Origin of the sequence: Bernardetia sp. MNP-M8 (assembly GCF_037126285.1) — a bacterium.
Lineage (GTDB): Bacteria > Bacteroidota > Bacteroidia > Cytophagales > Bernardetiaceae > Bernardetia.
The window spans coordinates 3725995-3752358 of the sequence record NZ_CP147012.1; the positions used below are offsets into that span (position 1 = coordinate 3725995).

A 26364-nucleotide genomic window follows, 5' to 3' on the forward strand; every position below is an offset into this window, starting at 1 on the left:
GAAGTATATTTTTAGATGAAAAAAACAACCTCCTATCTTACAAGTAAGCAAAATAGGAGGTTGGTTTATAAAGTTGAATATTTTAATTATTTACTCTGCTTTACCGACCAAATCCAACATAAAAGCATATTCTAAAGCCGTTTCTTTGATGGCTTCAAAACGCCCAGAAGCTCCACCATGTCCAGCATCCATATTAGTTTTGAAATAAAGCTTGTTTTTATCTGTTTTGAATTCACGAAGTTTTGCGACCCATTTTGCAGGTTCCCAGTACTGAACTTGCGAGTCATGCAAACCTGTTGTAACCAACATATTTGGATAATTTTGAGCAACTACATTGTCATACGGCGAATAAGTCATCATATAATCATAATATTCCTTGTTTTTAGGATTTCCCCATTCGTCAAACTCGTTTGTTGTGAGTGGAATAGACTCATCTAACATTGTAGTAACAACATCAACAAAAGGAACGGCTGCCAAAACTCCTTTGTAAAGTTCTGGGCGCATATTAGCAACTGCACCCACCAAAAGACCACCAGCACTTCCACCAGCAGCAAACGTAGTTTCAGGACTTCCAAAACCTTCGCTTTGTAAAAATTCTGTACAAGCAATAAAATCTTCAAAAGTATTTTTCTTTTTTAGCAGTTTTCCGTCTTCATACCATTGTCTTCCCATTTCTTCTCCACCACGAATATGTACAATCGCATACACAAAACCACGTTCTAAAAGACTCAATCTTGAAACACTAAAATAAGCGTCCATTGATGCGCCATACGAACCATAACCATAGACAACTAACGGATTTTTTCCATCTTTCTTTGTTCCTTTTTTATAGACTAACGAAATAGGAATTTTTGTTCCATCTTTTGCTGTTGCATAAACACGCTCCGAAACAAACTCATTAGTTTCATATCCTCCGACAACTTCTTGTTGTTTTTTGAGTGTTTTTTCTTTGGTTTCCATATCATAATCATACACTGAGTTTGGAGTAGTCATGGAAGTATAGCCAAAACGAAGTGTTTTTGTATCAAACTCAAAGTTTTGAGAAGTATAAGCCATGTATGCAGGGTCTTCAAATTCCATATAATGTTCAGTATTATCTTTTTGATTTCTAACACGAAGTTGTAAAAGTCCTTCATTGCGCTCACTCAAAACCATAAAATCATTGAAAACTTCAATATCTTCTAACAAAACATCTTGGCGATGAGCAATTACTTCTTCCCACTTGCTCTTATCGTTTTGCTGACCTACTTTTACTTTCATCAAACGAAAATTTTGAGCTTCCCAGTTTGTAACTACGTAAAAATGGTCGTCTTGATGCTCTACACTATATTCGTGCTTTGCTTCTCGTTTCAAAAATACAGTTGGTTTTGCTGTTGGCTTATCAGCATCAATTAAATGAACTTCTGTATTTAGGGTGCTGCTCAGATAAATCATTACATATTTTTTGGATTTTGATTTTCCAATATATGTATAGTACGATTCGTCTTTTTCTTCATAAATTAGTTTGTCAGTTTCAGGATTTGTTCCCAATGTATGACTCCAAACTTGATGCGAACGCAATGTTTCAGGATCTTTTTTTACATAAAAAAGAGTTTTGCTATCATTTGCCCAAACTATTGAAGGTTCTACATTTCGAATAGTTTCTGCTAATATCTCTCCTGTTGCTAGGTTTTTGAAACGAACAGTATATTGTCTTCTTCCTGTTGTGTCTTCTGCAAAAGCCATCATATTCTCGCCTGTACTGACACTAATTTTGCCTGAATAAAAATCATTTCCTTCAGCACGCTCGTTTCCATTCAATAAAATTTCTTCTTTTGCATCTAAAGTTTCTTTCTTACGTCCATAAATTGGATACTCCTTTCCTTCTTCATAACGAGTGTAATACCAATAATTTTGATATTTATAAGGAACAGAAGCATCATCTTCTTTTATTCTTCCTCTAATTTCTTTATAAATTTTTGTTTGCAACTCGTCTGTATGTGCCAATGATTTTGTTACATAGTCATTTTCTGCATTCAGATAAGCAAGCATTTCAGGTTTTGTACGGCTATCATCACGAAGCCAGTAATAATTGTCGATGCGTGTAAATCCGTGTTCTTCTAATTTTTGAGGAACTTTTTGAGCCATTGGAGGCGTAAGTGTGTCTGTAATTGTCATAGTTTCAGTTGAATTATCTTTTTTAGAATTTTCTCCACAACTAAAAAGAAGTGAAGAACCTATAACTGCCGTAGTAAAGCAGAGTTTTGAAAAGTTTGTTTGCATTGTGTTTTTGAGTAGTTAAAGTTGGAATGGTATTTTTTACTTTGGGAAAGCAAGATATGACAAATTAGTGTTTTTTTGGGTAGTGTTATGTTTTGAGCGATAATTTAAATGTTTTTTTGACAATTTTTGCACCTTATTGATTTTATTCGAATTTTGATGCTCGTTGGTGGAGAGCATAGCCCTAAGGTTAAAAATTTATTTGTCTTTCTGTTTCCTTAGGAACTACATATTGGTAGATTTCAAGATTTTTAATACAAAATGCGACCAATATACAACCAATATACAACTCCTACGGAGTACATGAATTTTAATTTTTTTATTTTTATCTACCAATATGAAACTCCTAACGGAGTAGAAGAAAAAAATATTAATAGCCTTACAGCTATGGTGTCTCAATTAGCTACGCTTGTCGCACTACAAAAATGCTCAGAAATTATGAATTCAATTTTTTCTCTACTTTCATATGAGGAATACCAACTTCGGTGAATTCTTTTCCTTGTTTTTGATAGTTCATACTTTCATAAAATCCCATTGCTGTTTGTCTTACATTTGCTTCAATGAGTTGATAGTCTTTTGATTGAGCAAAATTTTCTGCAAATTCAATCAGTTCTTTTCCAATTCCTCTTCCTTGCCAATCTTCTGCAACTACTACCTGTCGCATTTTGAGTTTTGTAGAAGATAAAGGAACAAACATAGCAGCACCAATTATTTTTTGGGTTTCGTCATAGACTGCAATATGATAACTATTGTTTTCTAACTCTAACTCCTCTGAAGAGAAACGCATTCCTAAAGGTTGACGCAAAACTAACTCTCTCAAATGAACAGTATCCCAATAATCTTTTGAATTGTGTTCGATAACTCTAAATTCTAACATAAAAAATAAGGCAAAAGTGAAAAAATAAAACTAAAAATAAGATATAAGCAAGTTGAAGTTATCTAAAAAGTAAAACTTCTATTTAATAGAATCAATATTTGTCAAACAAGATAGACTTTTTCTAGCATTATTTTATAATTGATTGAACAGAAAAATAATTACAAAACTAATTTTTCTCAAAATAGTTAGTATGTTTTTAGAGTAATTTAGTAGTTTTGGTATTTAATTTACTAAAAATTCAATCTGAATATAAATTTTATTCAAAATCATTCAAATCAATAGAAATTATGCAAGAGGAAATCAATATGTATCTTGATGATGCAAAAGAACAAATGGACAAAGCTGTTAAACATACTATTTCAGAGTTTAGTAAAATTCGTGCAGGCAAGCCAACAGCTTCTATGTTTGATGGTGTTATGGTAGATTATTATGGAGCTCAAACACCACTTGCTCAGGTAGCAAATATTTCTATTCCTGATGTAAAAACAGTAATGATTAAGCCTTGGGAAAAAAGCATGGTAGCCGAAATTACTCGTGCTATTCGTGATAGTAATTTAGGTTTTAATCCAATGGGAGAAGCTGATTTGGTTCGTATCAATGTACCAGCTCTTTCAGGAGAACGCCGTCAGGAACTTGTAAAGCGTGCCAAAAACGAAGCAGAAGAAGGTAAAATAGGAATTCGTAATGTTCGTAAGAATACAAATAATGCACTACGTGCTATCGACGGTGCGCCAGAAGACATGATAAAAGGAGCAGAAAACAGAGTCCAAACACTTACTGATGATTATACTAAAAAAATTGATGAACTTTTAGAAGCTAAAGAAAAAGATATTACAACAGTTTAAGATTAATTACGAATTAAAAAATACGAATGTAAATTATTGACTATTAATAAATTAGTAATTCAAAAATAGTAGTTTATTTAATTTGTGTTCTTTGGTAAAGAGTTAGATTTTAGAAATTATTTTTCTGAAATTATAAAACTTAAAAAGCCTTTTCTAAATTTGTTTGGAAAAGGCTTTTTGATAATAAACAAAAATGCAAACATCAGAAGCAGTAAGCGAATATATTTTCAAACAAGAAAAGTATCAAAACGAACTTTTTTATTTGCGTAAACTCATTTTTAGAGAATTTCCAACTATAAAGGAATCTATAAAATGGAGAATGCCTTTCTATGATTATCAAAAAAAGCCATTGCTTTATCTTCGCCCTACAAAAGAAAATCTAATCATTGGTTTTATGGATGGAATACATTTGGAAGATAAAGAAAATTTCTTTGCTCAGCAATCTCTTTCTCTCAAGCGTATTCGTCACGTTTATTTTCCCAAAACAATGTATGAAAATATAGAAAGTTTAACTGATGCAGAAATAGAAGTTCAAGACCAAAAAAATAAAGATTTTGAAAATGATTTTTGTAAAATGCTTCACAAAGCAGCTCTTTTTATTGATAAAAAGAAGAGTTAGACTTTTGATTGTTTTTTTCTATTTCTTTCTAAAGTAACCTTTGACCATTTACAAACACCTCCAATTGGTGCATTATATTTGTGAACAACTACTTTTGCGTTATCTACTTTCGGAATTTCCTCTAATATTCCATTTAGGATATTTCCTGCTAAGTGTTCTAAAAGTTTTGCTGGTGTATTTACTTCTCGTTCTACAATTCTGTATAGATGTCCATAATCTACTGTATCTTTTACATTATCACTTTTTGAGGCTTTTTCTAAGTCTGCTTCTACTTCGACATCAATTCGATAGCGATTTCCAATAATTTGTTCTTCTTTAAGCACGCCATGTTTGGCAAAAAACTCTAATTCTTCTAAGGCTATTTTTCCCATTTTGATTGAATCTATTATTTGTAAAATGATTTTGAATAAAAAAAGTGTAGCTACAAAGAACTACACTTTATTGTTTTCTAACAAAATTTTGAAGGACGAAATTTTTTTATTTCACTACAAAACGCTTCGTAATCATTCCTTACTACAAAGGTACAGCTTTATAGTCTAAAAGTAAGAAGATAAATGTACTATTTTGCTTTGAATGTAGGAATAAAAACACAAACTATCATTAAATAAAAAAAGTAAAAAAGGATTTTGATTTGTTTCTTTGCTCAAACTACTATAAATTAGTTTTATGAAATCCTAAATTTGACTTACCTTGCTTTTTTTTCTATTCTACTTATAGTTTTGTATAGTTTCAAAATGGGAAAATTGTTTTAAGCCTAACCACTACTTTGCATGAATATTTATCTAATTCGTCTTTCTTCTGTCTGCCAACTGATTACGGCTTTGACTTTATTTACTTTCTGTTTTTCTAATAATGTATATAGTCAAGATTTAGTACCTTTTCATCAAAGTAACGACGATGGAGAAACACAAAAATATGGCTACAAAGACAAAAAAACAGGAATGATTCTTATTCCTGCTCATTATACTCAAGCAATAGATTTTGAGCAAATCAAGAATGCAGAAAATCAACCTATCAAAGTAGCTAGAGTTCAGAAAAATGGTCGTTGGGGATATATTACCGAAGATGGAGAACAGTTTGTGCCAATTATTTATCAAGAATTAGGAGCATTTAAGCAAGGAAGAGCAGTGGCTCGTTTAGAAGGAAGAGCTGGCTTTATTGATGTTCAGAATGTCTCTATTGTACCTTTTGAATATTCGTATGCTTATCCTTTTAAAGATGGAATGGCAAGAGTTCAAAAAAATAATCGGGTTGGTTTTGTAGATATAGAAGGAAACTTAGTAATTGATTTGATATATGATGATGCCTATAACTTTTCAGAAGACTTAGCCTATGTCAGAAAAAATGGAAAATATGGCTTTATTAATAAAAAAGGTGAAGAGATTATTCCATTTGTTTATGAAAATGCAAAAGACTTTGAAAAAGGAACAGCATTAGTTCAAAAAAATAACCTGTGGGGCAAAATAGACAAAGAAGGAAAAGAAGTAGTGAAGATAATTTATAAAGATATTCCCTTTTTTTATGAAGGAGTGGCAGAAGTCAGAACAGAAGAAAGCTCAAAAAATAATACGAATAAGTGGGGCTATATCAACGAAAAAGGTGAAACCATTGTAGATTTTATTTATGATGAAGCAAAGTATTTTTCAGAAGGATTAGGAGCAGTAAGAAAAGACAAAGAATGGTTTTTTATTGACAAAAAAGGAAATCAAGTTTTAAAGTCTTCTTATCCAATTTATGAGCCTTTCATTGATGGATTAGCTAAAGTTCATCAAGACAATCTATTTGGATTAATGGACAAAGAAGGAAAATTAGTTACTCCTATTATTTATCAAGAAATAGATGATTTTGAAAATGGCATTGCACACGTTAAAAAGAATGACCATTGGGGCGTAATTAACAAGCAAGGAGAACTTATCGTGCCTTTAGAATATGATGAAATTCATTTTATCACAGAAAATTTAGCTTGGATAAGAAAGTTAAATAAATATGGTTTTATGGGAGAAAATGGAAAAATTATCGCTCCAACTCAGTATGATGAAGTAGATATTTTTTATAAAAACAACCTTATTTTGGTCAAGAAAAACAAACATTGGGGAGCAATCAGTCCGACTGGAAAGATTTTGCAACCACCTGTTTTTGATAAGATAGACAAACTAAGCAATGATTATCTAAAAGTATATCAAGATGGGAAAACAGGTTTAATGGATTCGAAAGGCAAAATTACTGTTCCTGTTACCTATGACGAAATAGGAAAGTTTTTTAGAGGAGATGCAGTAGCTCGTATCAATGGAAATTTTGGTATAATAAAACGAGAAGGAAAACCCCTGACCAAGTTCAGATGGGATTATATTTACTCCTATTCAGATGGTTTTTTATTAGCCAAATATCATGATGGAACATACACTTACATCAATGAAAAAGGAAAAAAAATGAAGAAAAAGTATGAAGATGCAAAACCTTTTTCTTCGGGATTTGCAGCCGTTAAGCAAGATGGTAAGTGGGGATTTATTGATAAAAAAGGAAAGTGGTTGATAGAGCCAAAATATAAAATGGTAGAATCGTTTCAAAATGGACTTGCATTGGCTCAAGAATATGAAAAAGAAGAGAAGTCAAAATATGGATATTTATCAGCAGATGGAAATTGGCTTATTCCACCAAAATTTGAAGAAGCCTATTCTTTTTCTGAAGGTTTTGCAGCCGTCAAGCAAGATGGAAAATGGGGATATATTTCAATCAGTGGAAGTCCATTTATAGAATTTAATTATGATGGTGCATTGCCATTTTTAGATGAACAAGGTTGGGTCAAATATGGTGACGACTGGCAATCTATTGATAAATTTGGAAATCGTTATTTGCAAGTGGCTTCAGCTTCTGATATTTTTATTGATATGGATGAAATACCTTTTATGTGGACAGAAGATGAAACAAACGGAAAAATGGGACTTCATGTTGAAAATGAAAATGTAATGCCTTTTGCGTATGACAAAATAAGCTCAACAGTAGGAAGAAATAGAATTTTTTTAGAAAGAGGAGAACAGTGGAATTATCTCAATAGCAAAAATGAAATCATCGAATACAATTTTGATGATGTTGATTATATGCTAATGGCAAATAATGCTATCTTGAAACGAGTAAAAAAAGAAGGAAAATATGGCTATTTTAATACAAAGACTGAAACGATTGTCATTCCAATAAAATATGATAATGCAGAATCATTTTTTTATATTTACCCTCAAAGTTCGGGTTTTGGAGAAGATGTAGAGCCTCTTGCTGGTTATGCAAAGGTAGAAAAAAATGGCAAATGGGGAATTATTGATATGGAAGGAAAAATGCTTGTTCCCATAATTTATGACCAAATTGATAACTTCTCAGAAGGATTTGCAAAAGTTACTTTGAATGGAAAAAATGGATATGTCAGTACGGATGCAAAAATTATTTTACCTATTGAATTTGAGCAAGCTGGTAATTTTAAAAATGGCAGAGCTGAGGTAAAGAAAAAAGGAAAATGGGGAATTATTAATCATAAAGGAGAAGAAATTGTACCTATCAGTTATGACCAAATTCGTTTTACTAATAATGATAATATTATAATTGTCTCAGAAAATATAAATGGAATAATGAGTTATAGCTTCTTAGATTTGCGTACAAATGGAAATCAAAAAATAAATACAAATCGTTATTCTTCTGTTAGTTCAGTCTTTATCAGTGGACTTTTGGAAGTAGCCAAAAATGGTAAAAAAGGATTTGTAAATGAAGATGCAGAAGAAGTAATCAGTACAGAATATGATGATGTAGGCACGACAGAAGAAAGTCCTATTGCTGTAAGAAAAGGAAATAAATGGGGGTATGTAGATAAAGCAGGAAAAATAATTATTCCTCTTATTTATGATGCAGCAGAAGCCTTCGGAACAACTCAGCAAGCTCTAGTAGAAAAAGATGGTGAACGTTATTACATAAATAAAAGTGGAAGAAAAGAAAAGCAAAAAAACGAACTAGACTTCTTTGATGAAAGCAATGGAGATTGGTAAAATAAGCCATTTGATATTTTAGTGTAACTACGCCAACAAAAACAATTAAAATTATTCTTAGAACAACTTCTCTTAAAATCCATTATCAAAGAAATTTGATAACATAATTTGTAAGTAATGAATAAAACTCAACAACCTTGGATTGAAAAAGGGTACAAAGTATTTGCTTATGAAGGACCTCAAGGATTGAAAATTGAACGATTGTCAAAAGATATTGGTAAAAATAAATCTTCTTTTTATCATCATTTTGCAGATTCAGAACTATTTATAAGTGTTTTGCTAGATTATCATGTGCTTCAAGCCAAGATTATGGCAGAAAAAGAAGCTAACTGCTTATCATTAGAAGAGCTAATTGAGATTATAGTAGAGCATAAAACAGACCTTCTTTTTAATCGACAATTACGTATCCACAGGCAGAATGAGGATTTTGAAAAATGCTTCATTAAAACTAATCAAATGACAATACCTGCAATACTGGGAGTTTGGACTGAAATACTTGATCTAAAAAGCAACTCTCATTTATCTGAACTAATGCTCAAACTAAGTCTTGAAAACTTTTATCTCCAAATTACAGATGAAACATTAAATCATGATTGGTTGAATAATTATTTCAACGAATTAAAGCTATTAGTAAGAGAGTTTAAAAGAACAAATAGAGTAACCATTCCCAAATTAGACGGTAGTGTCTAAAAGTCAAGTGATTCTATTTCTAAATTTGTGTTATAAATCATTTATTTAAACACAAATTTAGTATGAAAACATCACACAATAGCAAAATACGTTCTCAAAAATTTCATAAGTTTTGGTTAAAAGTAACAGCGATAGTTGTAGGCTCTTTTGCTCCAATTTTCTTTTTAGGAACGATGGATTCTACTTCTGAACCAGCTCGCCTAACATTAGATATATTAAGTTGGTCAATGGATGGATCAATAACTTATCAATCTGCTGATATTCATTTTTTGTCAGCACTTACAGGAGGTTTTCTTTTGGGTTGGGGAGTAATGATTTGGTGTCTGTCTATATGGGTTTATGACAAAGCACCTGAAGAGGTAAGAAAGACAATAGTTGTAAGTCTTTTGTCTTGGTTTGTTTTAGATAGTTCAGGTTCTATTGCTTCTGGAAATATTTCAAATGCTTTTTTTAATAGTATAGTCTTGTTACTGGCTGTAGGACCTTTGTGGTTTTCTACAAAAGAGTAAATATTTCAATCTTTAAAATTAAAACCATCCTCAAAACTTAAAAGTAAGTTTTGAAGATGGTTTTTAAGTATCTAATAAACTATAGTAAAAGAAAAAGATTACTTATTTTTCTAATATATATCTACCTGATACCTTTGCAACAGCAGTACCACCTTGTTGTTGCTGTCTTTGCGTAAATTCAATATCTATTACCATTCTATTTGCTGTCAATTCGATAATAGTGTTGCTTCCAACTTGTCTTCCTGATAATTCGCTTTCATTAAATATCAACTCATTTCCTTCTTTTTTCCAAGTTCCTGTACCAAAAAAGTTTTGATAATCTATTATTACTGCCAAATCTTCCCCATCCTCAATATCTGGAGCTATTTTGATAGAATAATCTCCTTCTGTTGTGTATGTATTATTCGCATTGAAAGTAAGACGTAAATCAGTGTCGACAGCTTCTGCCACAGTAGCATTATTTAGCACTGGACCTGCGTCATAAGTTATGGTAGTCACACTATTATATTTAAGACTTACCAAGTTCCAAGTTCCTACAACACCTAAATTATCTTCAGACTCTTCTTCTTCGTCTCCACAAGAAGTCAAAAATACAGCTGAAATAATTAATAAAAATAACCAGTTTAATTTTAACATTTTTAATGTAAGTTATATAGTAAAAATAATTAATTGCAAATGTACTATTTTTTAAATTAAAATGCAATTAAAAAAAAGCATAAAAAAACACCTTCAAAAACTTTAAAATAGTTTGCAAAGGTGAGTTGTGATTTAGTTGTAGAGTTATTTTATCAAATTAATCTGTTTTCTTTTTGGTACTTGTCTTTTTCACAGTAGTTTTTTTAGCTGTCGTTTTCTTTGCTGGTGTAGCTTTTTTAGCTGCTGGCTTTTTAGCTGTTGTTTTCTTTGTGGTGGCTTTTTTTGCAGGAGCTTTTTTAGTAGTTGTAGCTGTTTTTTTAGCATATCTACCTTTTTTCTCTGGTGCAGCTTCGGCAAGTTCTAAGCATTTTTCTAGCGTCAAATCAACAGGTTCAATGTCTAAGTCTTTAGGGATTTTGACATTCTGCTTTCCAACAGCGATATATGCTCCCCAACGTCCATTCAGAACACGCACTTCTTCGTTTTCAGGAAAAACTTTAATTATTTTCTTAGCATCTTTTTCTCGTTTTTCCTTAATGAGTTCAATAGCTCGTTCTTCATTTATTGTAAGTGGGTCTTCTTCCTTAGGAATGGAAACAAATTTACTATCATGACGAATATAAGGACCAAAACGACCAATAGCAGCAACTACTTTTTTATTCTCAAACATTCCTACATCACGAGGAAGTTTAAATAATTCAAGGGCATCTTCTAGTGTTATTTTATCTAAATACTGTCCTTTAAGAAGAGACGCAAATTCAGATTTTTGTTCTTTATCTTCTGGGTCTAATGGTAATTTTTCTACTATTGCACCATAACGTCCCATTCTTGCTTGTATTACTCTTCCTGTTTTTGGATCTTTTCCTAACTCTCTAGCTGTACTGGCATATTCTCCATCTTCTGCTACCTTTATTACTTGTGGGTGAAACTGTCCATAAAAAGATTTTAGCATCTTTTCCCACTCTAAACTTCCATCAGCAATTTTGTCAAATTCAGCTTCTACTTGTGCTGTAAAAGTTAAATCAACAATATCTGGAAAGTTTCCTACCAAAAAATCATTGACAACCATTCCCATATTAGTCGGAAATAGTTTGTTTTTTTCTGCTCCTGTATTTTCAGTTTTGGTTTTACTTGTAATTTTATTGTTTTTTAAAGTCAAAACAGAATATTCTCTTATTGTTCCATCTCTAGCTTCTTTAACTACATATTCTCGTTTTTGAATAGTCGAAATAGTTGGGGCATAAGTAGAAGGACGACCAATTCCCTTTTCCTCTAATTCCTTTACAAGGGATGCTTCTGTATAACGAGCTTTCGGACGAGTAAAACGTTCGGTAGCTGTCATGAGTTCTAAATCTAATTCTTGTCCTACTTTCAAAGGAGGCAAAACTCCTTTTGTTTCACTGTTTTCATCATCATCGTCATCATCTTTTGACTCTAAATAAACTTTCAAAAACCCTTCAAATATAATTATTTCGCCTGTTGCTTTGAGTGTATCATTTAGCTTTTTACCATCTTTTGTAATTCCTATTGTTACAAGTGTTCTTTCTAATTTAGCATCCGACATTTGAGAAGCAATAGCACGTTTCCAAATAAGTTCATAAAGTCGTTGCTGTTGATTGTCAGAAACGGGATTACGATTAGCAAAATTAGTTGGTTTGATAGCCTCGTGAGCTTCTTGTGCCGAACTTGATTTTGTTTTATAAGTACGGTTTTTAGCATATTCTTTTCCGTACGAAGCTATTATTTCATTAGCTGCATTTTGACGAGACTCTTCTGAAAGGTTAACAGAATCAGTACGCATATATGAAATATGACCTGCTTCATACAATCTTTGAGCAACCATCATTGTTTGAGAAACCGAAAAACCTAATTTTCTACTGGCTTCTTGTTGTAGAGTTGAGGTTGTAAAAGGAGCAGCAGGTGACTTTTTAGCTGGTTTCTTCTCTAAATTATCAATTTTAAAACTTGCAGCTACACAACTTTCTAAAAACTCTTGTGCTTTTGTTTTTTCATCTAAACGTTTTGATAATTCTGCATTTAATTTTTTTGCGTCTTCTACATCAAAAGTAGCATCTACTTTATAGAATCCTTTTGCATTAAATTCATCTATTTCTCGCTCTCTTTCTACTACAACACGAACAGCTGCCGACTGTACACGCCCTGCTGAAAGACCATATTTTACCTTTTTCCAAAGAACTGGAGAAAGTTCAAAACCTACTAATCTATCCAAAATACGTCTTGCCTGTTGTGCATTTACCAAATCATCATCAATAGTTCTTGGGTTCTGAATAGCATTTAAGATAGCCGTCTTTGTAATTTCTCTAAAAATAATACGTTTTATATTTTTCTCATCCAGATTCAAGGCTTCTTTTAAGTGCCAAGAAATAGCCTCTCCTTCTCGGTCATCATCCGTTGCGAGCCATACAGTTTCTACACCTTTTGCAAGTTTTCGAAGCGAGCGAATGACTTCTTCTTTGTCTTTTGAAATAACATAAGTAGGAGCAAAATTATTTTCGACATCAATGGCATCATTAGATTTAACTAAATCCCGAACGTGTCCGAAACTTGAAGTAACCGTAAAGTCTTTTCCAAGATAATTTTCAATGGTTTTTGCTTTGGCAGGAGATTCTACAATGACGAGATTTTTTGACATATTTTTTTTATAAATTTTGGCTATGCTAGATGATTTGGTAAACTCAATTCGTATAAACCAATACGAAATGATACCAGTTTTAATCGCTATTTTAACTATATAGAAAAGGGAGAATATAAAAGGCTAACGCATAAATGCAAAAAAATGTTAGAACATTTTAGATTTATACAATGGCAAAGTTACCTATTTTTTGATATTTGCCTAATTTGTGTGGTTATTTTTCTGCAATTAACTCTATCCATTCACAATTTATGCGAAATATTTTATCATTCTGAAAGATGTAAATTATATCGTCATTTTCATTAGGTTTACTGTTTAGCATAAACCCATCCTTAGTATCACGTATAGTTTTTGGTGAAAATGCAATTACACTCAATGTATTTTCATCTTCTGGAAATTCTGAATTATCCCCATTAAATGACTCAATAAAATTTATATTATGGTGAACAAATCTTAATCGTTCAAATTCGTTTTTATGAATCCAATCTCCTTTTGATTTGATAAATTTAATTTGTACACTATTATCAACTTCTAAAATACTTAAAGAGGTTCTTTTTTAAATCTTATATTGCTAGTAAAAACCAATACAAAAACCACGGCTACAAGCCGAATACATATAAATCACTCGTTAAAGATGCTACTCCCAATGGGAAAAGTCATCAAAATTAAGTTCACAATTTACACTATCTATTTTATAAAATAAGTAACAATCAATATATTTTTTATCTAAGTTTGGTTTACAGAATTTCAGGAAGCGACGGTTCACTTTTGTATTTTCTAAATTACAATGAATAGATGAACCTTCTATATAGTTCAATTTATACAAAAAAAGTGAATCTCCTTTTAAAGTATAAAAGGAACTCCTACAACTCTTATCATTACTTTCAACGTTATAATTAAACTCCTGACAAAACACATTTATGCTAGATATATTATCTTTTGGATCTATCAAATAAGATGCATCACCATAACATTCATCTGTTTGTGAAATTATAGATGACAAAGAATAGCTCACAAGACTGTCCAATGGTACAAAAAAATCAACCACCTCATAATCTATTGGAATAGAATGAGATTTTCCTAGTTTTGCCAATCGCTTGTTTTCTCTTATAAACTGTATTTCTTTCAAATTAAATTTCTCAACCAAAATACCTTTTACATGAGTTTTTGTATCATAAAACTGATTTTTCGTATAACTCTTGTATGTAATTGCGAACATTATTATAAATAAAAATATAGTGTGTTTTGTTTTTGACATATTAGAATAATATTTTATTTCAGTATATAAAGCCCCTGCTGTTGCTCGCAAAACCACAAATGCCGTCGCTTGGCTTTGCCGAGTGAGTTATATTTATATGTATTCGGCTTGTAGCCGTGTATTTGCATTTCTATAACTAGCCCAAATCTAAGATTTAAAAGTCAAAATCAAAAAAAATGTACAACTTAAAATAGCAAATACAAAAACTATGATTGTAAGCCGAATGTAATTCACTTATTTGAAAAGGAGCAAGAATCATTGTATGACTAGCGCAGCTATACTCCATTTATAAAAAAGAATTTATTTTTTCAGTCAGAATTTCGATAAGTTCTTCATCCATAAATTCGTATTCATCTGGAATATTCAAAACTTCAATTGTCGGAATTTCTAAGTGAGAATAGATTTTCTTGATTTTTTGTTTGTGGTCATTTTCCATTACCAAAATCAAATCTGCCCAAATTATATCATTTTCGGTAATTTTTCGATTACTTTTCGGACTTACACCCACAGAACGAATATCAAAACGCTCATCATTTTTAAAAATAAATTCGGCTGTTCGGCTGCGTTTTTTGTTTTTACCACAGACAACTAAAAATTTTGGTCTTTCTTGCATTGAGTATTTTTTCTTATTTTAGAATTGTTTTTTTGAAATTCAGTTTTTATCAAATCTATTTTATGAAAAATCCATTAAAAATGAATTGTCCTTATTGTAAGGAAAGTGTTTCGCCTAGCTTATCTAATATTTCATATAATTATCCTTCTCATGGAGGAGATTATGAATGGATAGAAACAGGAGGGAATGCAACTTGCCCAAACTGTAACAAAATATCAGAAGTTAGAGTTCAAATTGATTTAGAAACAGGTAAAATTTGGGAAATAGTAAAAGTTTATCCCCCAAAAAAAGCCTAATTTTTACTTTTTTGATGATTAGCCACCAAAGTAGAACCAAAGCATTTTAAATAAATAACTTCTATTTACTTTCATTCATAGAAGCAAACTCTGTTTTTGTCTAAAAAGTGACGGTTAAGCAAAATTGTAGTTCAATACGGTTGTATTATTGCAAAGAATGATGTAAAATTGTAAAGGTGTTTATAAAATTGTATATTTAGGATTGTTTTTACAGATTCCATTTTTTAAAGAGTTTGTTTATTGAAAATAGAAAGTTTATATTTAGTATATAAATACGTTTAAAGCAAAAAGACAAATTTCAACTTAATCAACTAAAAAAAGACGCATGTCTGAGCAACTATCTCGCATTCAGGTACTTATTGTAGATGATGTTCCGAGTAATTTATTTACTCTTCGTGCATTATTGGAAGAACATTTTGAAGAAATTGAAATTGTAGAGGCAAATTCGGGTATTGAAGCCTTAGAGGTTTTGATGCGTGAGTCGATTGACCTTATCATTTTGGATATTCAAATGCCTGAAATGGATGGTTTTCAAACGGCAAAACTGATTCGTAGCCGTAAAAAGACCAGAAATATTCCTATTGTTTTTCTTACAGCAGCCTACAAATCTGAAGAGTTCAAAGAAAAAGGTTTTTCATTAGGAGCAACTGATTATCTTACCAAACCAATTGATGACTATCAGCTTACTAGCCGTATAAATGCTTATTTGAGTATCATTAAGCTAGAAAAAAATCATAAATCAGAATTAGAACGCCGAGTAGAAGAAAGAACTTCTGAACTCAAAAAAGCTCTTTCTCAGATAAAAGAAACTAATTTTAAATTAGAAACAACACTTAGCAAACTCAAAAATGCTCAAAAGCAAGTCATTGCACAAGAAAAATTAGCCTCTCTAGGAGAGTTGACAGCAGGAATTGCACATGAAATAAAAAATCCATTGAATTTTATCATTAATTTTTCAGAGCTTTCAAAGGAAATGATTGTCGAACTCAATGATACTTTTGCTAACGTTGGAAAAGATATTGTTGAGGGAAGTTTGAAAGATATTACGCCAGATGATGTAGACAATATTAAAGATATTTTGCAGAATCTGAATGAAAACTCAGAAAAAATCCATGAACATGGAAAACGTGCTGATAGCATCATTAATAATATGTTGATGCACTCACAAGACCGAAAAGGAGTTTATCAAGATACACACATCAATACGATGTTGCAGGAATATATTAGCTTGGCTTACCATAGCACAATTAATAATTACAAAGGTTTTGCTGCCAAAATAGAAACAAACCTTGATGCAAACGTAGAAAATGTAAAGATTATTCCACAAGATTTGGGGCGTGTGTTTTTGAATGTTGTTAGTAATTCGTTGTATGCTCTCTATAATAAAAAGCGAAAATTAGGAGAAAATTTTGAGCCTATGCTTACTGTCCGAACTATTAATCATGACGATAATGTTGAGATTATCTTTAGAGATAACGGAACAGGAATTCCACAAGAAATGATGGACAAAATTTTTAATCCATTCTTTACAACCAAACCTGCAGGAGAAGGAACAGGTTTAGGGCTTTCTATCTGTTATGATATTGTCAGAAATATTCATAAAGGAGAAATTCAAGTAGATTCGAAAGAAGGAGAATACACAGATTTTAGCATTTTCTTACCAAAACATGTTGATACAGAAGAAAATGAAAACGGAGAAAATGAAAAAGTGGCTAATGATAAATGGTAAGTAAATGAACTGCCAACGAAAAATCCTTTACTTTTCTAAATAAAGTAAAGGATTTTTTATTTTGCACTAAGAAGTATTAAAAGTATTTCTACATATCACGAGTAGTTGTATCTGTACTTATTGGTTCATCATTCTTTTGATCATCTGTATTCTCATTTTGATTTGAAGAATTATCTCTACTATCTTCTTTTTCGTTTCTTAATTCATTGTTTTTCTGTCTAACTACTTCTGTAATGAAGTATTTTGTGTCTCCACGCCAAGCAAAAGTACGGTATCTTTCTACATACGAAATTCTGATACGTTCACCTGTAAGGGCTGCATCTTTTAGGTCTTCAATAACTTTAGTTTCATCTTCTTCAACTGAAAATTCAAATTTTTCTATTGTATTTCCTTGGTCATTTAGATTCATTTCACCTTCCCATGTTTTGAAAATGTATCCTCTTTGACTTATTTTTATTACTACACCTGCTCTGTCGCCTGTACTAAACGAACCGAAATAATAAAAACTGCCTACTCCAAAGAAAAGAAGCAAAACAACTGCTATTGATGATAAAGATATAAGTTTGACTCTACTAATTGCCATAGTGATATAAAATTAAAATTGGATTTGGTGCTTTACTTATTTTTTAGACAAACGTTTTTGATAGGAATAAGTTTTTTATCTGTATAAAAAATCTCATTATCAACGGCTGATTACAGACAGCTCAGAAATATAACAAGAAAACAAGAAAGAGTTTTACCATTTAAAATTTCTACGGTTTACTTTTGAATCTCCATACACTCCAATAATTTCACTTCGCATAAACTGACCAATAGAATCAGCCTCTAAAAGTTCTTCAAAAACTTCTTTTTCTACTTCATAATACGCATAAATATTTCCTGTATTCGAAAATTCAGCATACAAAATTTGTTCTTCTTCATCGTAAGCTACTGCATTGAGCATAGAAGAATCTACGGCAATACGTTCTATTTTATTTGACATTGTTTTTTTTGTTTTGAATTAGTTTTAAAAAGGTAAATCTTCATTTGTATCGTTAAAGGAAAAATTTTATCAATCTAGCATTAATTTCTTATAGCGAAGAAGTGCTAAAAGTTGAATGTAAAGGGTTGTACGAGTACTTGCAAAATTACTCTTTTCACTATCTGCATCTACTCTCAAAGCTCCAAAATAGAAACAAACTTTATTTTTTGCATTTTTAATATATTCCTCTATTATAGCTTTATCGCTTGAGAAGGAATTATTTTCATTATTTATTAATAATGTATCATATGTATCTGCTTCTGTTTTTCTTTCTTTATATTCCTCTTCTGTTAATATAAGAATATTGTTTTTGTTAAAATCATATTTATCAAAAAAATCACTTATAAAACCTGCATCTTTTCCTACTTTTACAAGTGCAACTATTTTTGCTCTATTGATAAGTTGAAATTCTTCTCTTTGGTTTTCGATAATAGCTTTCATTTCTTCCTTACTAGTATTCGCAACTTTAGCAAGTGTTTCTATAATTTCGTTCTCTATTTGAGAAGCTAATTCTTCACTATCCTCTTTTGCTTTTTTGTGAGTATCTGTTATAATTTTGTTTATTTCCATTTTTACTTTTTCTATCTCACTTGCTAATATTTTACTAACCTTTGTTTTATAAGTTGTGAAGAAAATAATAATTGCACCTCCTGTAACTCCTGCTAATAACATAAGTAAAATAAGTACATAAGTATTATCTCTTTTTACTTCTGCTTGAAAATCTTTAGCTTCTGATGCCCAAAATTTATTTTCTGATTCTATTCGTTTTTCAAAACCACCTCCTTCAAACATATATTTCCAAGCTCTATCTCTATGAATTAATGAGTCAATCAAACTATTTTTAGTTTTAATTTGATTTTTTAGGGTAGATATTTCTTTCTTTATCTCATCATAATCCTTCTTTATTTCCTTATTACTTTGTCCATAAGCAACCGAAAAAAAAAAGCTAAAAAACAAAACAAAAATTCCAAAAATATATTTTTTCATAAGAAAAGAGTTTTTTACCTCAACGACGGCAAAGCCTCGTTGACGGTTAATTTATTTTTTATTTCTTCAAAAATTTTATCATTCCAAAACCTCTACTAGAACCTTTACCAAGTCCGATGTAGTTGGGTAAAAAAAGATTGGTTTGAAAGGTCAGACTAAAAGCTGTTAGTTTTGTAGTCTTGTAGGACATGGTATAATGTGGCTGCAACTCTTGGATTTCTAACTCAAAACGGTTTTCCAAATTCCATTCTATTCCTTTGGCAAAACTAAGCAAATGACTAGATAAAATACGTTCTAAAAGTTCAATTCTTTTTTTGAGGGAAGAGGTATTTTGATACACTTCATAGTTTTCGTGATTGAGAGCCAACCAGTTTTGAATAGAATAGGTATAATTTTGTTTTTCGCCTTGATAGACTTCCAAATTATATTCCTTCAAATCAAGACGAGCTATTTTTAATGGAAAAGTAGAATTTCCCATTTCTACTTCCCAATCTGTATCCTCAAAAAGCTTGTGAATTTCATTTACAGCATCTCCCAAACAAATAATTGCAGCCTTGCCATACAAACGCTTGTATTGAATAAGTGGATAACGGTATAAATACCTGTTTTTTGTATCGTCGGTGGAGACACCGACAACGGCTGGAGTAAGGACACCGACAAGGGCAGGTTGATTAGGCAAATGATGATGAAAAAGTACATTTTCAATACCTACCTTACGAGCAACAGCACCACGAAAAGCACCTATTTTTTCAAAGGAAATAGGCAAAGCAAAATCCATACGGAGATAACGGAGTGATTTCAAGATAGAATAAAAGAGTAATTAAAAAATCAGAAAGCTAAATCTAATAATTTTTTATCAAACAAACACTTGTTTTTTTATTTTTTATTACACATCTTGTAAGTACATTAGACACACTAGCAAAAGTAAGAAAACTAATTGCGTGCTATCTAATGCGTTCTTTGACATTAAAAACAAATTATATTCTATTTTTAGTTAGGACTGCGACTTTCTTGAAGACTCATCCATTCTTCGCTTTCTTGTTGTAGGATACCCTTCTATTTTTAGTTAGGACTGCGACTTTCAAACTCTATATTTTGCGAGTGTTTGCTCATTTGTAGGACACCATTCTATTTTTAGTTAGGACTGCGATGTTGATTGAGTTGTACCTTCAGGCAATTCACGTTTGTAAGACACCATTCCAATTTTAGTAAGGACTGCGACTAAAAGCGTACAAAACGTATGTTCCCCCGTCTTGAGGTAAGACACCATTCTATTTTTAGTTAGGACTGCGACGTTTTGGTTTAATAACTGTTGGGTGTACTCATACATGTAGGACACCATTCTATTTTTAGTTAGGACTGCGACTGTTAAAGGATATATTTCTGTCATAACTAATGGTTGTAGGACACCATTCTATTTTTAGTTAGGACTGCGACTTTATACCACACACAATTATGTACCTAGTTCCTAATTTGTAGGACACCATTCTATTTTTAGTTAGGACTGCGACTAAAAAGACATTAATAGTTAAAATCATTCTCGTTTAGTAGGACACCCTTCTATTTTTAGTTAGGACTGCGACTTTCATGTAATGAAAGTAAAACGTTTTACCTTGAACGTAGGACATCATTCTATTTTTAGTTAGGACTGCGACAACTCAGGGATATGATTAATGTCGATAATTTTCATATGATATGACACCCTTCTATTTTTAGTAAGGACTGCGACTCTTCTTCTGTTTCAGCTTGATAGACTGTATTTGTAAGACACCATTCCAATTTTAGTGAGGATTTAAAGCCTAAGAAATTTGTTTTCTTAGGCTTTTTTTATGCGTTTTTCTGAATTATAAGGTTTGTTTGGGGAATAGGTAAAAACCCTAATTTTTAAATTTTAGGGTTTTTCTTTTATAGAAAAAATTGCACCTTTAATTTTTAAATTCTATATTGTTTTTTTTTAACACAATCATTTTTATATTACATTTAATTGCATGTCTTTATTCATAGAAAATAAAGTAAAATTAACTGCCTACTTGAAGGAAAAAGTCCAAAATATTCCTTCTAATTTTGATGGCTTTATTCTGAAAGGAGATGTGTCTGGTATTCAAGATTTTATTTTTACTATCAAATCAAGAGGAGCAGCCAAAACGCTAAAATCAAGGTCGTTTTTTGTGCAAGTAATGACTTGGATTTGCTTAGAGAAAATCAAAAAAGAACTTCATCTAACTGATGAAAAAGACATCGTAGAAATGGATGGAGGAGGAACATTTTTTCTTTTTATTCCAAAAGATAAATTTGATGAAAAGAAATGGGAGGAGGAAATTGTAAAAAAAGTCCAAGATGAACTCAAATATGAAGAAATTTATTTGGTTTTGGCGTATGAAAGAGTAGAGAAAAAAGAGGATATAGTTAATGCAATAGAAGGAATTAATAGTAAAAAACTCAATCTTTCTCGTTATCGTAAAAATGATTTGTTAGAAACCATTTTTGAGCCGTATTCACAAGACAAAATTTTGCATTTTCAACAGGAAACTATCAAAGATTTTACTAAAAAATTATCTGATGCAAAAAGCTATAAGTTTATAAAAGAGAAACCTAATACCGTAAAGTGTTTTGAGGAAAAACAAATTACACTCTTTGAATATACGTATGAATTGAATGCTGCTAACGGAGAAAAAAGTTTTGAAGGACGAGCTATCAACAAACTTCCTCAATGGGATAACAGATTAAAGTTAGCTTTTTCTGATTTGATTGATAAAGTTTTGCAAGAAAGGCAAGAAGATGAAAAAGATGAGTTACAAGAAGATATTAAGGAAGGTAATATTATTGATTTTGATTTTATTGCTAAAATGGCTGCTGACCGAAGAGGAACAGAAAAACTAGCTATCTTAAAATTAGATATTGATAATCTAGGAATTGCATTTAAAGGAAAAGATTTAAAAGAAATAAAAGAACTTTCTAGCTGCTTAAACTGGTTTTTTGATAACTTTTTATTGACTTTACTAGAACAACCCTTTTGCACACAAAAAAATATAGAACTAACTTATAAAGATGTTATCTACAATATTTATGCAGGTGGCGATGATTGTTTTTTGGTGGGAGCGTGGGACGCAATTTTTGAATTTACGCAGCTTTTACAAAAAGAATTTACAGATTTTGCTTGTTTTTTAAGCAAACAAGAACATTTAAAACTAGAAAACAAACTCACTATTTCGGCAGGAATTGTAGTTGTACACGCTAAATTTCCAGTTATTCGTTTTGCCGAGCTTGCCGAAGAAGCACTGAGCGAAGCCAAAAAACAGACAGACCAAAATGGAAAAATTACTAAAAATGCTATTTCTGTTTTTGGAGAAGTGATTAGTTGGAAAGAGTTTGAAGAAGCAAAGAAAGTAAAAGAAATTCTCATTAAACTTTCTGAAATTCTAAAAGAATCTAATAGCATTCGTAGCCTTTTAGAACGCATCAAAAACAGTATTATAGGATATGAAAGTTTGCAAGAGAAAATCAAAAATGGCAAAGTTTCTATTCAATCCGTTTGGCGATTTAATTATTACTTGCGTTATATCCGTTCAAATAATTTGAAAGGAGAAGACAAACAAAAGGTAACAGAACTTACAGATAAATTAGTTGAATGTTACCAAAAAAATCTTATCAATGCTATTTCTGGAAAGGAATATGCAAAAGCAGCTATTTTTCCGATAGCTGCACGTTGGACAGAATTTCTCACACGTAAAAACTAAAAGATTATGGGTAAAACTAGAAACGACGAAAAAAAAAGTATACAAGATTGTGTTAATGAAGCTAAAGAATTATTCACAAAAAAAGAAAAAACTTCTTGTTCTGATTTATTAAAAATGTCTCAAGTAGATGATTTGGACAATTTATTTGAATCTATTAAGAGTTTAGTAAGAAAGTTCGGTAGTAGTATAAAAACAGCACAGATTAGAAACATTTACTCAAAGGTACAGGCTGCTAAAACAGTTACAGCTTTAAAATTACTTCGTCCAAAATTAGCGTATATAGCAGCAAGACAAACGAATACGGAAGCTAAAGCATTGGTTTTGTTCTGTGAGGAATTAATTGCCCAAATCGCTAAAGATAATAACGAACAACTAGAAAGTTTCAAAATGTTTTTTGAGTCTTTAGTTGCTTATCATAAATTTTACGAAACTCTTAAAGAAGAAAAATAATGAATGAAGAAAATGAAAATCGTATTTCTTTAGTAGGCAAACTCATAATTAGAGGTGAAATAGTAGCCAAAACAGGTTTGCATATTGGAGGTTCAAAATCTAGTCTTGATATTGGAGGAATTGATATGAACGTTATCAAAACACCAAAAGGAGTTCCTTATATTCCAGGAAGTTCACTTAAAGGAAAAATGCGCTCTCTTCTAGGAAAAGTTGAAGGTAGCACAGAAGTAAAATATGATTCTAAATCATTACAACAAATTTTTGGTATAGGTGGAGAGAATACAAATACTTCTGAAACAACTTATACTCGCTTATTAATAAGAGACTGTTATTTGCATGAAAAAAAGTTTCATGAAGACTTTACTGAACAAGGTGCTGTCATGGAAATGGAATATAGTGATGCAAAGTGGGAAAATGTTATTGTTCGTACTAAAGGTTCAGCAGAACATCCTCGTCAGTTAGAGCGAGTTCCAGCAGGAGCAAGGTTTAGTTTTGAAATGGTTTATAGTATTCTTTCTGACAAAAATAATATTTATGTCAATGAAGAAGACGCAAATAGTGAAGAAAATAAATCAACAAATAAAGAAGATAAAAAGATATTAGAAGTTCATCTAAGTAAAATTATTTTAGCTTTAAAGCTTTTGAAAGATGACTATATTGGTGGAAGTGGCTCTCGTGGATATGGGCAAATTATTTTCGATGATTTGAAAGTTGAGCAAAAAATGATAGACGAACATAAAATGAATTATGAAAGTATTTCATTTGAGAAAGACCCAACTGTAAAAATGTTTTCTGATAATCTTAAAGCACTTAATGAAGTGAAAGAAAACAAACAGAATAATCAAGCAAAGTAAAATGAGAATTTTTATTAAATCTTAGTTTTATAAATTAAAAATTCAATGCAAACCATAATCTTAAAATGCAAGCCAAATGCACAGTTTCATTTTGGTAGAATTACTTTAGGCGAAGATGCTACTAATTTAGATGATACTTCGGATTATCTTCATTCAGATACGCTTTTTTCGGCTCTTATCAATACGGCTGCTATGTTGTATGATAAAAAAGAAGTTAATGAGTTTGTTGAAGAATTTAAAAATGGAAATCTGATTATTTCATCGGCTTTTTATTGTTTGGAAATAGGCGAAAAATGGATTTACTTTTTACCAAAACCTGTAACATGTAGCATTTTAGAACTTCCAGAGTCAGAACACCAATTCCACAAAAAATATAAAAAAGTAGCCTTTATTTCTCAAACCGTTTGGCAAAAAGGAATTGAACCCAAAGACTGGAATAAAGAATGTGTTTTTATACAAGACCATTTTTTGATTCATAAAGACGAACTACAAGAATACAAGACAGAAGAGATAGAAAAACTACATATTTTTTCAAAAATCTCATTACCAAAAGTAAAAGTAAGCACTCAAGACCCAAAAAACAGACTTTATAATCAAACCAATATTAGCATAGCTGATAACAAGCCTTTCAAAGTTGGTAAAGAAAAAGTGTTTCCAAACATTCATTTTTACTTTTTGGTAAAATCGAAAGATGAAGAAGCCAATTACTATAAAAGACTTAAACTGATTTTAGAAATTTTAGCAGATACAGGAATTGGTGGAGAGCGTTCGGTAGGTTGTGGAAAACTAGAGGGAATTGAAATCAGAGAGAATAATTTTACTGTTGAAGAAGTAGATAAGAATGGTTTTGGTGCGATTTCATTAGTCATTCCTAAAGAAAAAGAGTTTGAAACGGTTCAGTATTACGACCTTATCACACGAGGAGGACGAGTTATTGGCAAACTTCCAAATGAAGAACTAGAACGTCTAAAAAGAATAAAAATGCTCAAAGAAGGTGCTGTTTTGCAAACTGAAATACTGGGAGCAGCTTCATGTATTTCTCCTAACGATGATATTTATTTACGAAACGGACTTTGTTTCTCTCTACCACTTCACAAAAATTATTTTATCTAAATTATGAATCTGAAAACAAATAACATTTATACTATCAAACTGACCACCATTACACCTGTTTCGATTGGAGATGGTGGAGTTTTGTCGCCACTTTCAGATTATATTTATGATAATGGCGAAATTTGTTTGATAAATCATAAGAAGTTTGAAGAAAAAATAGAAGAAATTTATAATGCAGGAAATGAAGAAATAATTACGGAATATGTAAATGTTATAAAGCAAGATACAGATAAGGATAAAACAAAAACATTGAGGTCTTTTATTGTTGATAATTTAGGAGTAGAGAACTGGAAAGAAGAACTATGTTTTTCTAACACTATGAAAAGTAATAATCGTTCCAATCCTAGAGATATTAAAACCTGTTTAAGAAATAATCAAGAGCCATATATATCAGGAAGTACTTTGAAAGGAGCTATAAAGGGAGCTTTATTATGTGAATGGTTAGAAAGTGATATTGAAGGCAAGGAAGAAATGAAAGTTTTTGCAGATTCATTAGATATTGTTTACCATAAAAAAAGTATAGAGAGAAAATATACTCAACTTGAATTAAATCTATATGAAAATATTGAGAATACAGATACTTATATGGATTTCTCTCTATTCAAAGTAACTGACACCATACCTTTTTCTAAATTTGTATTATCTGTTTATAATACTCATAGAGTGTCAATCAAAAAGGATAAAAAAAGTGGAATTCCGATTACTTTTCAAACAATTAATAAGAATCAATCAAGTAGATTTGATATATGTATAGATAAACTGACAGATATTAAAAATGAACATTTAACTTTTTTACAAAAAGATGATGCAATAAAAATATTATTTCAGAAAATTAATTTCTTTTCTTACAGATTGATGTATGAAGATGCAGGATTTATAAGAGAACATAACAGTAGTAGATTTAGAGAACATATTTTCTTTTTAGAAAGTCATTTAGAAGAGTTAGAAACTCTTTCTAAAAAACCATCTTCCACATGTTATATAAGAATTGGTAGTGGAAAAGGCTATTTAAATAATTCTATTGGTATACCTCTACTAATAAATCACTTTGATGAGTTTGAAAAGATAGTAAGAGCATACTATAAAGACGCTGACCCACAAAAATTTCCAAGTACATTTACTGTTACTAATGATGAATCTCAACTCCCACTAGGTTGGGTAAAACTAGAATTAATAGACTAGAAAAAACC

Annotated in this window: 23 protein-coding genes and 1 CRISPR repeat array; of the genes, 12 read left to right on the forward strand and 11 right to left on the reverse strand. The window is 31.0% G+C overall.

Annotation, left to right across the window (positions count from 1 at the left end):
* Positions 1-90: 90 nt before the first annotated feature.
* Positions 91-2262: a S9 family peptidase gene (locus tag V9L04_RS15110; RefSeq protein WP_338790682.1), complete on the reverse strand. Its 2172-nt coding sequence runs from the start codon at positions 2260-2262 to the stop codon at positions 91-93.
* A 433-nt stretch (positions 2263-2695) separates the two neighbouring features.
* Entirely contained in the window at positions 2696-3136 is a 441-nt protein-coding gene (locus tag V9L04_RS15115) for a GNAT family N-acetyltransferase (protein ID WP_338790683.1), read from the reverse strand.
* Positions 3137-3423: 287 nt separating this feature from the next.
* On the opposite strand from V9L04_RS15115, the gene frr reads away from it, so the two are divergent.
* Positions 3424-3981 (forward strand): ribosome recycling factor, encoded by a 558-nt coding sequence (frr, locus tag V9L04_RS15120; RefSeq protein ID WP_338790684.1) that lies wholly within the window; start codon positions 3424-3426, stop codon positions 3979-3981.
* 193 nt (positions 3982-4174) lie between these two features.
* On the forward strand, positions 4175-4600 hold the full coding sequence (locus V9L04_RS15125) for a DUF1801 domain-containing protein (protein WP_338790685.1): 426 nt from the start codon (positions 4175-4177) through the stop codon (positions 4598-4600).
* Here the strand turns inward: V9L04_RS15125 and folB are convergent.
* Positions 4597-4971 carry a dihydroneopterin aldolase gene (gene folB / locus V9L04_RS15130; protein WP_338790686.1) on the reverse strand — a complete coding sequence of 125 codons (375 nt, stop codon included), beginning with the start codon at positions 4969-4971 and terminating at the stop codon, positions 4597-4599. The two genes, V9L04_RS15125 and folB, sit on opposite strands and share 4 nt — an antisense overlap.
* A 399-nt stretch (positions 4972-5370) precedes the next feature.
* Between folB and V9L04_RS15135 the strand changes: the two genes are divergently transcribed.
* From V9L04_RS15135 to V9L04_RS15145, 3 genes are all read left to right on the forward strand, one after another.
* A complete protein-coding gene (locus V9L04_RS15135) occupies positions 5371-8628 on the forward strand; it encodes a WG repeat-containing protein (protein WP_338790687.1) in 3258 nt (1085 codons plus the stop codon).
* Between the two features lie 117 nt (positions 8629-8745).
* Positions 8746-9318: a TetR/AcrR family transcriptional regulator gene (locus tag V9L04_RS15140; protein ID WP_338790688.1), complete on the forward strand. Its 573-nt coding sequence runs from the start codon at positions 8746-8748 to the stop codon at positions 9316-9318.
* Positions 9319-9380: 62 nt separating this feature from the next.
* A complete protein-coding gene (locus tag V9L04_RS15145) occupies positions 9381-9827 on the forward strand; it encodes a hypothetical protein (RefSeq protein WP_338790689.1) in 447 nt (148 codons plus the stop codon).
* A gap of 102 nt (positions 9828-9929) precedes the next feature.
* Here V9L04_RS15145 and V9L04_RS15150 read toward each other — a convergent pair whose 3' ends face one another.
* From V9L04_RS15150 to V9L04_RS15165, 4 genes are all read right to left on the reverse strand, one after another.
* Positions 9930-10463 (reverse strand): lipocalin family protein, encoded by a 534-nt coding sequence (locus V9L04_RS15150; RefSeq protein WP_338790691.1) that lies wholly within the window; start codon positions 10461-10463, stop codon positions 9930-9932.
* A gap of 157 nt (positions 10464-10620) precedes the next feature.
* On the reverse strand, positions 10621-13116 hold the full coding sequence (gene topA / locus V9L04_RS15155; protein ID WP_338790692.1) for a type I DNA topoisomerase: 2496 nt from the start codon (positions 13114-13116) through the stop codon (positions 10621-10623).
* A 637-nt stretch (positions 13117-13753) separates the two neighbouring features.
* Positions 13754-14335 carry a hypothetical protein gene (locus tag V9L04_RS15160; RefSeq protein ID WP_338790693.1) on the reverse strand — a complete coding sequence of 194 codons (582 nt, stop codon included), beginning with the start codon at positions 14333-14335 and terminating at the stop codon, positions 13754-13756.
* Between the two features lie 325 nt (positions 14336-14660).
* Positions 14661-14987: a protein-tyrosine-phosphatase gene (locus V9L04_RS15165; protein WP_338790694.1), complete on the reverse strand. Its 327-nt coding sequence runs from the start codon at positions 14985-14987 to the stop codon at positions 14661-14663.
* 62 nt (positions 14988-15049) lie between these two features.
* Here V9L04_RS15165 and V9L04_RS15170 point away from each other — a divergent pair, with 62 nt between their 5' ends.
* Positions 15050-15283, forward strand: coding sequence for a hypothetical protein (locus tag V9L04_RS15170; RefSeq protein ID WP_338790695.1), 234 nt, complete (start codon positions 15050-15052; stop codon positions 15281-15283).
* Positions 15284-15608: 325 nt separating this feature from the next.
* A complete protein-coding gene (locus V9L04_RS15175) occupies positions 15609-17012 on the forward strand; it encodes a response regulator (protein ID WP_338790696.1) in 1404 nt (467 codons plus the stop codon).
* Positions 17013-17100: 88 nt separating this feature from the next.
* On the opposite strand, the gene V9L04_RS15180 is transcribed toward V9L04_RS15175, so the two are convergent.
* The 4 genes from V9L04_RS15180 to V9L04_RS15195 all read right to left on the reverse strand — a co-directional run bounded on the left by V9L04_RS15180 (position 17101) and on the right by V9L04_RS15195 (position 19822).
* Positions 17101-17595 (reverse strand): hypothetical protein, encoded by a 495-nt coding sequence (locus V9L04_RS15180; protein ID WP_338790697.1) that lies wholly within the window; start codon positions 17593-17595, stop codon positions 17101-17103.
* Positions 17596-17748: 153 nt separating this feature from the next.
* The gene (locus tag V9L04_RS15185; RefSeq protein WP_338790698.1) at positions 17749-17994 is read right to left on the reverse strand and encodes a KTSC domain-containing protein; all 246 of its coding nucleotides are present in this window, start codon (positions 17992-17994) and stop codon (positions 17749-17751) included.
* A 69-nt stretch (positions 17995-18063) separates the two neighbouring features.
* On the reverse strand, positions 18064-19020 hold the full coding sequence (locus V9L04_RS15190; RefSeq protein ID WP_338790699.1) for an NARF domain-containing protein: 957 nt from the start codon (positions 19018-19020) through the stop codon (positions 18064-18066).
* 58 nt (positions 19021-19078) lie between these two features.
* The gene (locus V9L04_RS15195) at positions 19079-19822 is read right to left on the reverse strand and encodes a CRISPR-associated endonuclease Cas6 (RefSeq protein WP_338790700.1); all 744 of its coding nucleotides are present in this window, start codon (positions 19820-19822) and stop codon (positions 19079-19081) included.
* A gap of 180 nt (positions 19823-20002) precedes the next feature.
* A CRISPR array of direct repeats spans positions 20003-20817; the repeat unit is 24 nt; unit sequence TTCTATTTTTAGTTAGGACTGCGA.
* Between the two features lie 191 nt (positions 20818-21008).
* Here V9L04_RS15195 and V9L04_RS15200 point away from each other — a divergent pair.
* The 5 genes from V9L04_RS15200 to csm5 are packed head-to-tail and all read left to right on the forward strand — an operon-like array spanning position 21009 to position 26356.
* On the forward strand, positions 21009-22757 hold the full coding sequence (locus tag V9L04_RS15200; protein WP_338790701.1) for a hypothetical protein: 1749 nt from the start codon (positions 21009-21011) through the stop codon (positions 22755-22757).
* Between the two features lie 6 nt (positions 22758-22763).
* Positions 22764-23207 (forward strand): type III-A CRISPR-associated protein Csm2, encoded by a 444-nt coding sequence (gene csm2 / locus V9L04_RS15205; RefSeq protein WP_338790702.1) that lies wholly within the window; start codon positions 22764-22766, stop codon positions 23205-23207.
* The gene (gene csm3 / locus V9L04_RS15210; protein ID WP_338790703.1) at positions 23207-24061 is read left to right on the forward strand and encodes a type III-A CRISPR-associated RAMP protein Csm3; all 855 of its coding nucleotides are present in this window, start codon (positions 23207-23209) and stop codon (positions 24059-24061) included. The genes csm2 and csm3 overlap by 1 nt, the downstream gene beginning before the upstream one ends.
* Before the next feature lie 45 nt (positions 24062-24106).
* A complete protein-coding gene (gene csm4 / locus V9L04_RS15215) occupies positions 24107-25174 on the forward strand; it encodes a type III-A CRISPR-associated RAMP protein Csm4 (RefSeq protein ID WP_338790704.1) in 1068 nt (355 codons plus the stop codon).
* A gap of 3 nt (positions 25175-25177) precedes the next feature.
* Positions 25178-26356, forward strand: coding sequence for a type III-A CRISPR-associated RAMP protein Csm5 (gene csm5, locus V9L04_RS15220; protein WP_338790705.1), 1179 nt, complete (start codon positions 25178-25180; stop codon positions 26354-26356).
* Positions 26357-26364: the final 8 nt, after the last annotated feature.

Bases quoted from the DNA above. Each gene is read 5' to 3' on its own strand.
- V9L04_RS15110 (WP_338790682.1), bottom strand. From the start codon at position 2,262: ATGCAAACAAACTTTTCAAAACTCTGCTTTACTACGGCAGTTATAGGT.
- V9L04_RS15115 (WP_338790683.1), bottom strand. From the start codon at position 3,136: ATGTTAGAATTTAGAGTTATCGAACACAATTCAAAAGATTATTGGGAT.
- frr (WP_338790684.1), top strand. From the start codon at position 3,424: ATGCAAGAGGAAATCAATATGTATCTTGATGATGCAAAAGAACAAATG.
- V9L04_RS15125 (WP_338790685.1), top strand. From the start codon at position 4,175: ATGCAAACATCAGAAGCAGTAAGCGAATATATTTTCAAACAAGAAAAG.
- folB (WP_338790686.1), bottom strand. From the start codon at position 4,971: ATGGGAAAAATAGCCTTAGAAGAATTAGAGTTTTTTGCCAAACATGGC.
- V9L04_RS15135 (WP_338790687.1), top strand. From the start codon at position 5,371: ATGAATATTTATCTAATTCGTCTTTCTTCTGTCTGCCAACTGATTACG.
- V9L04_RS15140 (WP_338790688.1), top strand. From the start codon at position 8,746: ATGAATAAAACTCAACAACCTTGGATTGAAAAAGGGTACAAAGTATTT.
- V9L04_RS15145 (WP_338790689.1), top strand. From the start codon at position 9,381: ATGAAAACATCACACAATAGCAAAATACGTTCTCAAAAATTTCATAAG.
- V9L04_RS15150 (WP_338790691.1), bottom strand. From the start codon at position 10,463: ATGTTAAAATTAAACTGGTTATTTTTATTAATTATTTCAGCTGTATTT.
- topA (WP_338790692.1), bottom strand. From the start codon at position 13,116: ATGTCAAAAAATCTCGTCATTGTAGAATCTCCTGCCAAAGCAAAAACC.
- V9L04_RS15160 (WP_338790693.1), bottom strand. From the start codon at position 14,335: ATGTTCGCAATTACATACAAGAGTTATACGAAAAATCAGTTTTATGAT.
- V9L04_RS15165 (WP_338790694.1), bottom strand. From the start codon at position 14,987: ATGCAAGAAAGACCAAAATTTTTAGTTGTCTGTGGTAAAAACAAAAAA.
- V9L04_RS15170 (WP_338790695.1), top strand. From the start codon at position 15,050: ATGAAAAATCCATTAAAAATGAATTGTCCTTATTGTAAGGAAAGTGTT.
- V9L04_RS15175 (WP_338790696.1), top strand. From the start codon at position 15,609: ATGTCTGAGCAACTATCTCGCATTCAGGTACTTATTGTAGATGATGTT.
- V9L04_RS15180 (WP_338790697.1), bottom strand. From the start codon at position 17,595: ATGGCAATTAGTAGAGTCAAACTTATATCTTTATCATCAATAGCAGTT.
- V9L04_RS15185 (WP_338790698.1), bottom strand. From the start codon at position 17,994: ATGTCAAATAAAATAGAACGTATTGCCGTAGATTCTTCTATGCTCAAT.
- V9L04_RS15190 (WP_338790699.1), bottom strand. From the start codon at position 19,020: ATGAAAAAATATATTTTTGGAATTTTTGTTTTGTTTTTTAGCTTTTTT.
- V9L04_RS15200 (WP_338790701.1), top strand. From the start codon at position 21,009: ATGTCTTTATTCATAGAAAATAAAGTAAAATTAACTGCCTACTTGAAG.
- csm2 (WP_338790702.1), top strand. From the start codon at position 22,764: ATGGGTAAAACTAGAAACGACGAAAAAAAAAGTATACAAGATTGTGTT.
- csm3 (WP_338790703.1), top strand. From the start codon at position 23,207: ATGAATGAAGAAAATGAAAATCGTATTTCTTTAGTAGGCAAACTCATA.
- csm4 (WP_338790704.1), top strand. From the start codon at position 24,107: ATGCAAACCATAATCTTAAAATGCAAGCCAAATGCACAGTTTCATTTT.
- csm5 (WP_338790705.1), top strand. From the start codon at position 25,178: ATGAATCTGAAAACAAATAACATTTATACTATCAAACTGACCACCATT.